Source organism: Thalassotalea litorea (assembly GCF_043642205.1).
Lineage (GTDB): Bacteria > Pseudomonadota > Gammaproteobacteria > Enterobacterales > Alteromonadaceae > Thalassotalea_A > Thalassotalea_A litorea.
Genome location: NZ_JBHZSG010000011.1, coordinates 35789 through 48431, shown reverse-complemented (window position 1 = coordinate 48431; position 12643 = coordinate 35789). Strand labels below are relative to the sequence as shown.

Here is a 12643-nt window from a genome sequence, read left to right as displayed (position 1 = left end):
CGCGAACCTCACGCTTTTTGTAATTCATTGATGGCTGCCTTAGCGAGAAAGCCTGAGCGGGTTTTATATTCAGGATTCGATGCAACCAGATTATCGATTTTTTTAATCAATAACTCAGGCAGAGTCACATTGATTTTATGACTTTTACCTAAAAACGGGGTGATATCAATATCAACGATAGCCCAGATACCACCACGATAGTCATGTTTTCCTACATGAGTTTCAAATGATTGAGGGGTAGGGATCGACTGACCGTATTCAGCCATCAGGGTTAAATGATCTTCAATGGCAAAAAGTATCTCGTCGAGGCCTTTATCCATCGAAGAAGCATAGCATTGACACCCTGGAATATCCGGTACTTGTATTAAGTATTTTTGTTCTTGATTCAGATAAAGCAAAACAATGGGGTAGCGCATATTAAAGCCATTTTCAGTGAATTTGTGATAACCCTAACAACTCCAGCAAGCTTTCGCAAGATAACCCTTATAACTCCACAAGCTCGAGCAATATAACCCCGGCAACTCCATGTAAGTACCTACTATGTGTATAAGCTAGATTTGGTGGTTAATAAATAGACTGGAGGATCACATGGGATCATTTTAGCCAGTTGATAACCCCAGTGTGTTGAACGTGCGTTATATATCGCGAAAAGCCATATGCACCAACATCTTTGGAGAATAATTTGTTGTCCGATTTGCTATTTATTGCTGATTTGATAGATTAAATTTAATACAGGGAAAGAGAAAAGATCATGAAAAGAATTTTGTGGATAACTCTGGTAGTAGTTTTAATCGGTTTACTAGGTCTGCCTATTTGGTTAAATCAAGAACGTCATGCTCTTAAACCTTTTGAGATCACCTCCGGCGGTAAGATTGCCAAAACCGCGCTTGGTTTTACCCATTACCAAGTCTACGGCCGGGAAGAAGATCCTTTAGTCGTACTGGTCCACGGTTACAGTGTGCCATCTTATACCTGGGATAAGACCGTTCCCTATTTAATTGCACGAGGGTTTAGAGTCCTAACTTTTGATCTTTTCGGTCGTGGCTATTCATCCAGAGAACATAACCGCTACGATAGAGCATTGTTTGTCGGCCAACTTAATGACTTGCTTTTTGAATTGAATATTAACGAAAAAGTAAATCTTGTGGGGTTATCTATGGGTGGTGCCATTGTTAGCGCGTTTTCATCTGAATACCCCCATAAAGTTAATAAACTCGTGTTACTTGCACCGTTCCATCAGCCTATTGACATAGGCCCATTAAAATATCCGATATTAGGTGACTACCTGGCGTACAGTTTTGTGATCCCGTCAATGGCCGAGTCTCAGTCCGATGACTTTATAGAGCCGGACAGCTATCCTTTATGGAATGAAAAATACCAAAATCAAATGCAGTATACAGGGTTTCGCGCGGCTCTATTGGCAACCGCCAGAGACTATTTACAAACCGATCCTATGGCGGATTTTAGAGCCGTAGATCAGTTTCGTCTCGACAGCATGTTGATCTGGGGCAGCGAAGATAATGTGTTTCCGGTGAAAAACCAAGAAGTCGTTGCTAAGGCCTTAGGCAAATCCAATAAAAGTATTACCATTAATAATGCGGGACATGCATTACACTACGAAAGCGCAAATAAAGTGAACCCCCTCATTGCTGAATTTTTCCTGACCCCGGGTACAACAAATGGAGCAATAACCGATTTATGAGTAGATTACGTTGTTATTTGAGTACCCTTAGCTTTTTATGGATGCTATTGACGCTTTGCCTGGTTCATGGTGCAAACGCCCAGGATAATGTCTCGAGTGGTACGTTAGATACCATTGACATGTTTAAATCAGACTACGTCAATGCCAGACGGGTACAGATATGGAAACCCAATGGTTATAACAATGACACTGAGTATGCCGTTTTGTATATGCACGATGGCCAAATGTTATTTGATAGCAACAATAGTTGGAACAATCAGGAGTGGGGGGTCGATGAAACTGCCGCAAGATTAATGAAAGAAGGTAAGACCAGGCCTTTTATTGTGGTTGGTATCGATAATGGCGGTAAATGGCGCCATAGTGAATATTTTCCGCAAAAACCCTTCGCTAGTCTCACCGCGCAAGATAAAAAACGGATTTATCAAGCGGCTCGGGAAAACGGAAATCCAGTGTTTTCAGAACCAGTAATTTCCGATCAATACCTTAAGTTTTTAGTGTATGAGTTAAAGCCATATATTGACGCAAACTATAGCGTTGCCACTGATAAGGCTTCTACGTTTGTCATGGGGTCGAGTATGGGCGGGCTAATATCTGCCTATGCGATGCTGGAATATCCTTCAGTATTTTCGGGAGCAGCGTGTTTGTCTACCCATTGGCCCGGTATTTTCACCATGAACAACAATCCGATACCATTAGCATTTTACCAGTACCTGGATGGTTACCTGCCATCAGCAAAGACACATAAAATCTATTTTGATCACGGCGATCAAACTCTCGATACCATGTATCCAGAATTACAAAAAGAAGTTGATAAAATCATGGTCAAAAATGGCTATAGCGATCAGAATTGGCAGACCCATGTTTACCCGGGTGACGCACACAGCGAAGATGCCTGGCGCAAACGCTTAGAAGTGCCACTGGTTTTTTTACTCGGAATCGAGTAACTGCTATTGATATTTTTTAAAAGTGATAAACAACAAAGGCCCGCAATTGCGGGCCTTTGTCTAGAATATGGTCGGGATGGCAGGACTTGAACCTGCGACCTCACGTCCCCCAGACGCACGCGCTACCAGACTGCGCTACACCCCGATTCTATGGTGTTGTATGTTAATGATATTCCTGTTTAATGCAATCAATAAATGCATCATTTTGTGCAAATGGCTAATAATTATCCGCTTATACAAAAAAGCGACAGGGCAAACACTATTCCGGCTTATCGAGTTTGTTGGTCTCGCTAAATTGATTAATGAATTTTACCCCCTCAATCAAACGTGGAAAATCATCAGCCTCTGATAACACAGTATCTAGTTGGTTTGAAAAAGATTCAAAGTTGCCCTTGTCATCGACAAATACGGTTTTGTCTTTCTGGAAAATCACAATGCCATCTTCTAAGGTATTTGCTAACACCCGATCTGCGGGTAAATCAAATAAGTCTCGACCACTAGCATAAGACTTGCGATCGATATCGCACTGTATCCAGTGTTTCATTAAGGTTGGTTGGATATCCATGTGTGACGCAAGTTCGGTAATGGCGTTAGTGGAACTGTGCGGCCAGATGACGACACCAGGTTTTGATGTAAAACGAGACTCCTTAGATTTATTTCCTAAAGAACTGATGAGAACGATGTCTTGTTCCTGTTTTTGTTCCTGAGCAAGTAACAGTGCGTCACTGAACAGAGAAAACTGGTAATCCCCTGGCTCTGCAAAATAGAACACATACAGGCCGGGCGAAAGACTATTTAATTTCTTGGCGGTAACAAATGATGAAATGTCTGCAAAATAGCGAGTCTGGGTAAACAAGTCGGTTAGCCAGCTCGGCATGGTTTGGACGTCATTGCCAATAATCGCCAGCGACAGGCTTAACTCGTTTTGCTCTAACCACTGTAATAACAACGGGGATTGGTTTTGCGCAATAATACCGTCTTTGTATACGCTCGGAAGACTGTACAGCAGATTAAACCAGGCATCGTTTGTCGTCGATGCATCAACCTGGTTGGTAACCAGTTGTCCGCCTTCTGAAGACCGTCTTAACAGACGTTTGGATTGTTTGTCGGTTAATGGCGAATCATTCAGTAAAATGAATACCGAACGGTCTATGTCCTGTTGGTGAGTACATTGGTTAGCCAAAGCAGGGTATTGGGGGACTTTCACACTAAATGCCATTGGCTTAGTGCGTTGGTTAATATAACCCTCTTGATTGACCAAACCATATTTGGTTAACAAGGTCTTTGCTGTTGTCGGATACGACAACGGCAGCATATTGTCCTGGCGTAACACACTGTATTCTAAACGGGCGTCTGCCCAGATATGGGTTAAGTGACTAACAAAAAAGGATGTCACCCAGATCAGCGTAAAATAGCGGCCAAAACTTTTTAACTGTAATTGCTTGAGGTGTTTCCACGAATAATTACTGATCAACAGCTCAAACGCCAAAATGGCTAGCAGTGAAACACCGACTATCCAATAAAAAGGCACCTGATAATCTCTAAACTGCTCTTTTAACAGGCTTAAAATTTTACCGCTGGAGTCCAAATTAAGGTGATAGCCTAATTGACTGTAGCTAATACTGTCGATGACCAATACCGTCAGTACCAGAGTAAAAATCACTGACGCGGCGCCACGTATAAAACGAATTCGCGGGAAGAGCAGAGTCAGCGGAAAAACCAACAAGACAAACCCCAAAAATGTCAGGAATGCCATATGACTGATCCAGGTGGTCAACATATAAATCGTTGCCACGATGCCATCGGGTGATCCTTCCACCACCAGATAAGTAATGGATATTGCGATCGCCGCAATAATATTGAAAAACGTGAACCAGTGGCCCCAGCTAATCAGCTGCAACAGACGTTTACTGTAGGTGGTATTTTCGGTGCTAACCATATTGTTAGATTCTATTTATTATTATTTTTGTTGAGTTACAGACTGGGTTAAAGCCTGACAGAAATTTTCGACGATAGCTTGACGCTTATCCTCGGGTACTTGATTGTTGATGATCGTAGATAAGGTGTTTCCAAGACACATAAGCGCCAAATCGGTAGAAACTTCCTGATCAACGAGGTTATCCAATAAATTTTGGACAATTTTTTCTACACGTTCGTTCGAATACTTAGATACAATAGGCATTATTTTAAAATACTGATGAATTTGAAATTAATTTTAGTTTATCAAATGCTTCTTCAAGATAAAACTGGCCCGGACAATGAGTTTAATTATTAATAAAATTGATTTGCGCTTTGTCGCAAAGCCTGAGAACGACCCTCAGGTGACAATAACCGCAGGTGATGCTCCTGTTGCTATTACCCCAAAAATCAACGCCTTCATCGAAGATCTGCACACCATTTACAATGCCAAGGGCTCAAAAGCCTATGGTGGTTTTAAGCAAAATCAAGAACCTTCTGAGGCAATGCCATTTCATCACAGCCTGGATGATTATCTAAATGAACAGTTAGATTTTAACGAATTTAGCGATCGTGTGAGCAAAGGGCTGGCGGCTGAACTTGAAAAATACGACATGGCGGAAACCGGTTATTTACTAACTTGTCATTACGAAATGCTCTCCGGCCGTTATTTGTTGGTCGCCATGTTACCGGTAACTGAACACTTTTATGTCGATGGTGAGTTAAATATTTCGTCCGATCAACATATTGATAGCTCACGCTTACAATTAGCGGTACGCATCGATTTGTTTGAGTATGTCGATAATGCCGAAAAATCTCGCTATATATCCTTCATCAAAGGCCGTGCGGGTCGTAAAGTCTCAGATTTTTTCCTGGACTTTTTAGGTTGTGAAGAGGGCATTGACCCTAAACGACAAAGTCAGGTACTGATCAGTGCCGTAGAAGAGTTTGTGAATGTTCAGCAATTGAATGCTGAAGAAAAGCAGCAAACACGTAAAGAAATGCTGAGTTATTGTAAAGAACAACAAACCTTAGGTCAGGACGTAAAGTTGCAGGAATTATCTGAAGCTTTGCCAAATGAAGACAATGGCGACGCCTTCTACCAGTTTTGCCAGCAAAATGATTACCCATTGGAGGAATCGTTTCCTCATGATCAGGCGACCATCAATAAAGCCACAAAATATTCAGGTTATGGTGCCGGAATCAGCATTAGCTTCGAACGTAGTCACTTTGGCCAGGATGTAGTGTATAATCCTGCCAATGAAACGTTGACGATTCACCGGGTTCCACCAAACTTAAAAGAGCAATTGTTAAAGCTGTTATCCAGCGAAGAACAATAAAACGATTAAGTTGGCAGCGACGCTGCGGTATTTTTTTCAACGATAGTTAACCAAGGTTTGAAACCCAATCGTTTACCGCTAGATTGAACGATTTTGTTCGTTAAATGACACAAACTTTGGCCATTTACAGCAATACGGAATGATTAATGACGACTCTTACGATTACTCGCCCAGATGATTGGCATGTACACCTTCGCGATGGCAATGTGTTGCCTGACACCGTTAGAGATATTGGACGTTACTTTGGACGTGCAATCGTGATGCCAAACTTGGTACCACCGGTAATGACCACCGAACAGGCCATTGGCTATTATGAGCGCATTCAAAAGGTAAACGAATCGAAAATTTTTGAGCCTTTGATGGTCTTGTATCTTACGGATAACACTACCAGTGAAGATATTCGCGAAGCAAAAGCATCGGGTAAAGTCTTTGCCGCGAAGCTTTATCCTGCTGGTGCAACCACAAACTCAGCATCAGGTGTGACAGACATTAAGAATATTTATTCTGTACTTGAAACCATGCAGGAAGAAGATCTGCCACTGTTGTTGCACGGTGAAGTGACTGATAGTCATATTGATATTTTCGACCGCGAAAAAGAGTATATAGAGCGAATTTTAACACCTGTTGTTGCCAAATTCCCAACCCTACGCATCGTCCTGGAACATATTACCACCAAAGATGCGGTTGACTTTGTCAACCAGGCAGGTGCAAATGTCGCGGCAACGATCACCGCACATCACTTACTGTTTAACCGTAACCACATGTTAGTTGGTGGTATTCGTCCGCATTATTTTTGTTTGCCAGTGCTCAAACGTAATATCCATCAACAGGCGTTAATAGAGGCAGCGACGAGCGGCAGTTCTAAATTCTTTTTGGGTACAGATTCAGCTCCTCATACCAAAGAAGCGAAAGAAAGTGCCTGTGGTTGCGCCGGTTCTTACACAGCGCATGCTGCGATTGAGTTATATGCCGAAGTGTTTGAACAGGAAAATGCGCTGGATAAACTGGAAGGCTTTGCCAGCTTCCATGGTCCGGATTTTTATAAGTTACCGCGTCATACCGATACCATTACCTTAGTTAAAGCCTCCTGGTCTGTGCCTGAAACTATGCCGTTTGGCGACGACACGGTTGTGCCAATTCGAGCAGGTGAAGAAATTCAGTGGCAGGTAAAAGCTTAAACGTAGCGCTTACCAAGGCAAAGCGAAGGATTAATCATGAGTTTAAAAACCATGCAGTTATTCGTCAATGACTTAACCGTTATTGACTTCTCTTATCTATGTAAAGACAGGGGGGTTGTGGGCGAAAGTTGGATCGTTGACGTCGTGCTCTCCGGTGATTTGAATGCCGAAAGCATGGTATTGGATTTTGGTATTGTGAAAAAGCAAATCAAAGCCATCATTGATGATGCGGTAGACCATAAATTATTGCTACCCACAAACGATGAAAACCTGTTTATTGAGAACTCTGGTCGCGATAAACATGTATACGTAGACTTTTATCCGGTACAGCTGAGCAGCATCCATTTACAGTCTCCACAATGCGCCTTTGCACAAATCCCGGACGACAAAATCACTGAAGAAGCGGTTACGCGTTACTTGACAGGTGTAATAAAAGCGCAATTGCCCGAAAACGTAAAAGCCATTGAATTAACGCTTCGTCCAGAGGCCATTGATGGTTTTTACTATCACTACACCCATGGATTGAAAAAGCATGATGGAAACTGTCAGCGTATTGCACACGGCCACCGTTCGAAAATAAATCTATATGAAAATAGTATTCGCTCGTTAAGTCTGGAAAAGAAATGGTGCTCACGTTGGCAAGACATTTACCTTGCCACTGACTCCGATGCTATTAATCAGCAACAAGTTGAGTTATCAGAACGAGGTCGACAGGATTTGTCCTCAGATCACCAATGTTTTTCCTATTATGCGCCGCAAGGGCGATTTGATATCGCCATTAAGGATAATCTTGAAGTTGTCGATTGTGATTCGACCGTAGAACTTCTCGCCGATTATATTGCCAGGCAATTAAAGGCGGAACATCCCGATAACAGCTACAAAGTGGTCGCATTTGAAGGTGTCGGCAAGGGAGCCATCAGCCATGTTTAGTGTCAGAGCTCCATCATTTGCATACGGCTTGTTGATATGGGGGCAAAATAAGCTGGCAGTAAGAGTAGGCATTGCGTTTAGAACGTTAACCCTGCCATTATTGGCAGTGTTGTCTTTCACAGTTCAGCACGCTAATGCCAACGATGAGCTCCTGATAGATTTGCAAGGTGATGTGGTCCAGGGCAGCCTGATGGTCGGTAAAACCCAGCCTGGCAATCAGGTGTATTTAGATGATCGGGCATTAAAAGTATCACGGCATGGGCTTTTCACGTTTGGCTTTAGTCGGGATGACGAACATAGCTATCAGCTAAAAGTCGTCAACGGTGACAAGCAACAGATAAAAACATTGGCGCCTGGTAAGCGCGAATATAACATTCAGCGGGTCAATGGCATTGCCAAGAAAATTATGAATCCGGATCCAAAGGATGTTAAAAGAGCTCGCCAAGACAGTAAACAAATCGGTGAAGTACGCAGTATATCCGCCGACAACATCGATTTTGCACACGGTTTTATTGCGCCTAGTAAAGGCAAAATTACGGGTGTCTACGGCAGTCAGCGTGTCTACAATGGCAAGCCGGGCAATCCTCACTATGGTTTGGATTACGCCGGTAAAACTGGCACCTTGATCCAAGCACCAGCTGCCGGTGTTGTCACCTTATGGGTACCTGACATGTTTTATTCTGGTGGTACCTTAGTGATCGATCATGGCCATGGCGTCACGTCAACGTTTTTACATTTATCCGGTTCTTTAGTAAAACAAGGCGACAAGGTTTTACAAGGTCAAAACATTGCCAAAATTGGTTCGACAGGGCGCTCAACTGGCCCTCATCTGGACTGGCGAATCAACTGGTTTAATGTAAAACTGGACCCCGCGTTAGCGCTAAAGTTACCCAATATGCATACCTTCAATTAGCTTCTGCCTTTGGATAATAATTAAAACCATTGGTTTAGCGTATTGTCAGTGACGTATTGTTATAGTCGCGTAAAAAGGGTGCTTGTTACTCTTTGTGCGCGACAATAAGCCAGTATCAGCTGTTGGTATAACACCGACATACGCCACACTGCAAAGGACTTCCCGTGACACACGCGTGATTTAGCCAAACTCAATTACTTTCAATACTACGTTTTTTACCAGATTTCGCGCGTTCTAAATGATCCGATTGTACATAAACCCGATCCGTTGTGCCCATACTGGCATGTCCGAGTTCATCAGCCATATGCTTAAGCGGTCTGGATGAAATATCCATCGACGCACCTGTGTGTCTTAACCAATGGGTGGTAGCTTCTTTCAGGGTTTGAGCTTCGTGATCAAAACCTTCCTGAGTCATTTTTTCAAAAGCGTTATCAAAAGCCTGTTGAACAATACGACGCAGCTGGCGCGACGTCATCCCACCAAAACCTTTGAGTTTATTGATTAACGGATCGGTTTCTGAAGAAAGCGGATATCCACTTAACCCTCGGTACTGTCGATAACGATTCAGATAAGGCAAAAAGCTGTCAGGAACCGAAACATCGCGTTGTTTATTACCTTTACCAAAGACTTTAAACCAGTGGTTTTTATCTTTATCGGTCCAGAAGTTGCCCATAACAGGAGACCAGACAGGGCGCTCGGATAACTCAGATATGCGCAGATATAAGGTTTTTAAACAAGCAATGATAAACAATGTTCGTTCATGGTTTTCATCAGCATCCGCCAGGTTTTGCGTGGATTCGAGAATATAATCCCACTGTAATGAAGATAACCGCTTAACTTCAATAACCGATGCATCTTTGATCAGATATGGACTGTCTTTTTTCACCGATGCAATCGCATTGCCAAAGGCATAATCTTCGGTGACCAAATAGTCATAAAAGACGTTAAGGACAGAAAAAGTCGCTTTCATGGCGTCCTGTGAGCATTGGTAGTTACGTTTTTTACTATTAAAATCAATATCATCAAGCCGCTGAGATTTAGGGATTTTAATCGTAAATGGACGCCAGTCCGGATTAACTTGCCGATATCCATTAATGTCCTCAAATCGACGGTAAACATAGCTTGATATCCAGTTTAGAGGCGGCTTATGAACAAAATCGATGTAAGTTTCCAGATCACGGCGCTTTAACGTTACGATGGATTTTTCAGCGTATAGCCATGACCACAACAAAAACTTTTCTGTTTCCGAGCGAAATAAATTGTAGGTTGCTTCGTTACGGCGTCCTTTGGACTGCAGGAATTCTTTGGTGTAACGATAGTCTTCGAGTGCGCCGTTTACCGTTTGGTTGATGTTATCCACGAAGGTTTTCACGGACTGATTTTCATCACTAAATAATTGATTACGGTGCATTTGTTGAAAATGACGATGAGAATCAAACAAAGGTTCTGCGTTAAAAGCATCTGTAGTCATAGGCGTTTATTATATTAATTTTGAATATACCTGATAGACATTGAGCAACCAGTTAAGAACTGGATGTATCATGCATATAAGGTTAATTGGACGTAAAGCCTATGTTAAAGCCTCTTATACGATATGTCCACTAATTAACATTATCGGACATTTGGTAGGGGTTAAATATGGCACAGTGGCTCTTCTGCTTTCATTGTTTCTTATCTATGCGCTCCAATTTCGCGTGCGCTGTGTGAATTCTGTGAGCCAAGTTAGGCAAAACGGTTTTATTTTTCACGTAGCGCACGAATTGCTCTTTTGTTTTTAACTCAATTACAATAATTTAAATCGAATGCGACAACAATGCGATCGCCTTCTTCTGCAAAAGGCAAAGTTCCATGCCAAAAGAATGAAGGGAAAATGACCATTTCGCCTGCCGTAGGACGGATCTTAAAATCGTAGTTTTGATTAACCGGTAAATCGGGTTTACCAAAACCGATGCATCCTGAATCAGGCTGAACAACATTATTGTCACCTTGTGCTGGAACATCGACGTAATAAACACCGCTGAAAAGACCTTTACTATGTATGTGTGGCAAATGAAATCCGCCTGCTCTATTGGTTATCGACCAAGCTGTTTTCCATTCGAGTTCGCCCTTTAAGCCTTGATGTAAAGGATTGTCATTTGCGAGTTTTGAAAAATCTATATCCTTGATAAGTCTGGCCCATGTGGTTTCCAGTGTGCGTTTAAGTATGGCTAAAATATCAGAGTCATTGTTGAATAAGAAACCTGGTGTTTGAGTACCTCCGCCAGTCACTGACTGACTTAACGGACTCGCTTTCATAATATGTATCGACTGCAGACTCTGTTTAACTTTTTCATTAAATTCGCTAATGTTGGCAAAACCATTTGGAACTTCAATCGAAGACTTAGTAACCAGATTTTTATAGTCATAGAAGTCGTTATACAAAGGATGTTCATTGGCTCTTAAACACGTAGCATATAATGCCCTTAGGTACTGATCTTCCGGAAATTTGTTTAATATTTTAGTGCAAACATTTAATGCCTGTGAATTTTCATTCAAACCTAAATAAGATTTAATTATCAGTTCTTGAAAATTTTGGTTGCCTTGTATAGATGGTTTGTTTTGTGCAAGTTCTATCACCTTTTCATAGTTACCCAGAGTTGTATTTAGTTCAGCCCATAAATACCAAAATTCAGGCTCTGCAGAAAATTGACTAAGGTGTGATTCAAGTTTAGATAACGCCTGTTGGGGTTCACCAAGAAGTTTTAACTGTCTCGAAAAGCTTAAAACCAGCGGTAATGTCCACTGTCCACTGGTTAATTTATTCCAGTATTTTAGTGGGTCACTACTCTGAAGTTCATAGCTCAATGACGTATACAAATTCAATAGTTCTAGCGCGGTTGGATACAAGTTTAAACCCTTTTCTAACGATGAGAGTCCAAACATTCCCTGACAATTACACACAAAGTGCAAACAAATATCTTCGAAATCTTGAGCGCTGGCATTGCTGGCTGTTAGCGAAGCGATTTGCCTTTGGGCATGTTCGTAGTCTTGTTGCTCTATCTTTACTAAAATTAAATACTTTATGTACTGCGCGTTACCACATAAGTCAGGCGCTCGCTGTTTGATAAATTCTAAATGTTCGACAGCCTCATCGATACTTTTTAATTCAAACAGTACTTTGAGATACAGGAGAATACTTGCTTGATGGTCAGAATGACTGCCTATGTTTTCAAGTAGCAATGGTCTTGCCAGTGAAAACTTATGCTGTTGAAAGTAAAGCAACGCAAGGTTGTATTTAAACGCAGGAATATTTTTAGCTAGGGAAATTGCCAGTAAAAAGTGTTTTTCTGAGGTTTTAAAGTCATCAGTTCTTTTGGCTAAATCTGCATAAATATTATGAAGATCTGCGTCTTTTGGATTGAACTTAAGGTGGCCCGGCAAAAGATTTCTTGCTCCATCTTCATTGCCACTTTTTAAATAGGCAATGATCGCAGGCTTATACAACTGGGGATTATTCGTAAGGATAGGGTGCAACTTGTCAAAATGACTCGCGGCAAGCCTAAATTGATTTTGTTTTAATGCTGTCAAAGCATGGTGCAAGAGCGTCTGATAAGTGACTTGCATACAACTAGATTCTCATCAATGAATACTTTTCTGAATTCATCATAAGCATTTTGAAAGCTTAAGCAAGAGCTAAACAG

The 12643-nt window shown here is 41.7% G+C and carries 11 protein-coding genes and 1 tRNA gene; 6 read left to right on the top strand and 6 right to left on the bottom strand.

The features are described from left to right. Positions 1-8: 8 nt before the first annotated feature. Positions 9-416, bottom strand: a complete 408-nt coding sequence (locus tag ACHUFQ_RS07655) for a type II toxin-antitoxin system HicB family antitoxin (RefSeq protein ID WP_394174462.1) — start codon at positions 414-416, stop codon at positions 9-11. 335 nt (positions 417-751) lie between these two features. Between ACHUFQ_RS07655 and ACHUFQ_RS07650 the strand changes: the two genes are divergently transcribed. After that, a complete protein-coding gene (locus tag ACHUFQ_RS07650; RefSeq protein WP_394174460.1) occupies positions 752-1702 on the top strand; it encodes an alpha/beta fold hydrolase in 951 nt (316 codons plus the stop codon). Further along, on the top strand, positions 1699-2646 hold the full coding sequence (locus ACHUFQ_RS07645; protein WP_394174458.1) for an alpha/beta hydrolase: 948 nt from the start codon (positions 1699-1701) through the stop codon (positions 2644-2646). Before ACHUFQ_RS07650 ends, ACHUFQ_RS07645 begins: the two co-directional genes overlap by 4 nt. 68 nt (positions 2647-2714) lie before the next feature. On the opposite strand, the gene ACHUFQ_RS07640 is transcribed toward ACHUFQ_RS07645, so the two are convergent. The 3 genes from ACHUFQ_RS07640 to ACHUFQ_RS07630 form a co-directional block, all read right to left on the bottom strand. After that, positions 2715-2791: transfer RNA gene (locus ACHUFQ_RS07640), tRNA-Pro, on the bottom strand. Between the two features lie 114 nt (positions 2792-2905). Next, positions 2906-4585 carry a DUF3413 domain-containing protein gene (locus tag ACHUFQ_RS07635; RefSeq protein WP_394174456.1) on the bottom strand — a complete coding sequence of 560 codons (1680 nt, stop codon included), beginning with the start codon at positions 4583-4585 and terminating at the stop codon, positions 2906-2908. Positions 4586-4606: 21 nt separating this feature from the next. After that, entirely contained in the window at positions 4607-4828 is a 222-nt protein-coding gene (locus tag ACHUFQ_RS07630; protein ID WP_394174454.1) for a YejL family protein, read from the bottom strand. Positions 4829-4904: 76 nt separating this feature from the next. Between ACHUFQ_RS07630 and yejK the strand changes: the two genes are divergently transcribed. From yejK to ACHUFQ_RS07610, 4 genes are all read left to right on the top strand, one after another. Beyond that, on the top strand, positions 4905-5942 hold the full coding sequence (yejK, locus tag ACHUFQ_RS07625; RefSeq protein WP_394174453.1) for a nucleoid-associated protein YejK: 1038 nt from the start codon (positions 4905-4907) through the stop codon (positions 5940-5942). 146 nt (positions 5943-6088) lie between these two features. Continuing rightward, complete coding sequence (pyrC, locus tag ACHUFQ_RS07620; protein ID WP_394174452.1) at positions 6089-7120, top strand: dihydroorotase; 1032 nt, start codon at positions 6089-6091, stop codon at positions 7118-7120. Positions 7121-7171: 51 nt separating this feature from the next. Further along, complete coding sequence (locus ACHUFQ_RS07615) at positions 7172-8050, top strand: 6-pyruvoyl trahydropterin synthase family protein (protein WP_394174549.1); 879 nt, start codon at positions 7172-7174, stop codon at positions 8048-8050. Further along, positions 8043-8963, top strand: a complete 921-nt coding sequence (locus ACHUFQ_RS07610) for a M23 family metallopeptidase (protein WP_394174450.1) — start codon at positions 8043-8045, stop codon at positions 8961-8963. The genes ACHUFQ_RS07615 and ACHUFQ_RS07610 overlap by 8 nt, the downstream gene beginning before the upstream one ends. Before the next feature lie 190 nt (positions 8964-9153). Here the strand turns inward: ACHUFQ_RS07610 and ACHUFQ_RS07605 are convergent, their stop codons facing one another. Continuing rightward, positions 9154-10434, bottom strand: a complete 1281-nt coding sequence (locus ACHUFQ_RS07605) for a tyrosine-type recombinase/integrase (protein WP_394174448.1) — start codon at positions 10432-10434, stop codon at positions 9154-9156. A gap of 308 nt (positions 10435-10742) precedes the next feature. Continuing rightward, positions 10743-12566 (bottom strand): putative 2OG-Fe(II) oxygenase, encoded by a 1824-nt coding sequence (locus ACHUFQ_RS07600; protein ID WP_394174447.1) that lies wholly within the window; start codon positions 12564-12566, stop codon positions 10743-10745. Between the last annotated feature and the right edge of the window lie 77 nt (positions 12567-12643).

Bases quoted from the DNA above. Each gene is read 5' to 3' on its own strand.
- ACHUFQ_RS07600 (WP_394174447.1), bottom strand. From the start codon at position 12,566: ATGCAAGTCACTTATCAGACGCTCTTGCACCATGCTTTGACAGCATTA.
- ACHUFQ_RS07615 (WP_394174549.1), top strand. From the start codon at position 7,172: ATGCAGTTATTCGTCAATGACTTAACCGTTATTGACTTCTCTTATCTA.
- ACHUFQ_RS07655 (WP_394174462.1), bottom strand. From the start codon at position 416: ATGCGCTACCCCATTGTTTTGCTTTATCTGAATCAAGAACAAAAATAC.
- ACHUFQ_RS07650 (WP_394174460.1), top strand. From the start codon at position 752: ATGAAAAGAATTTTGTGGATAACTCTGGTAGTAGTTTTAATCGGTTTA.
- ACHUFQ_RS07610 (WP_394174450.1), top strand. From the start codon at position 8,043: ATGTTTAGTGTCAGAGCTCCATCATTTGCATACGGCTTGTTGATATGG.
- ACHUFQ_RS07605 (WP_394174448.1), bottom strand. From the start codon at position 10,434: ATGACTACAGATGCTTTTAACGCAGAACCTTTGTTTGATTCTCATCGT.
- ACHUFQ_RS07635 (WP_394174456.1), bottom strand. From the start codon at position 4,585: ATGGTTAGCACCGAAAATACCACCTACAGTAAACGTCTGTTGCAGCTG.
- ACHUFQ_RS07645 (WP_394174458.1), top strand. From the start codon at position 1,699: ATGAGTAGATTACGTTGTTATTTGAGTACCCTTAGCTTTTTATGGATG.
- pyrC (WP_394174452.1), top strand. From the start codon at position 6,089: ATGACGACTCTTACGATTACTCGCCCAGATGATTGGCATGTACACCTT.
- yejK (WP_394174453.1), top strand. From the start codon at position 4,905: ATGAGTTTAATTATTAATAAAATTGATTTGCGCTTTGTCGCAAAGCCT.
- ACHUFQ_RS07630 (WP_394174454.1), bottom strand. From the start codon at position 4,828: ATGCCTATTGTATCTAAGTATTCGAACGAACGTGTAGAAAAAATTGTC.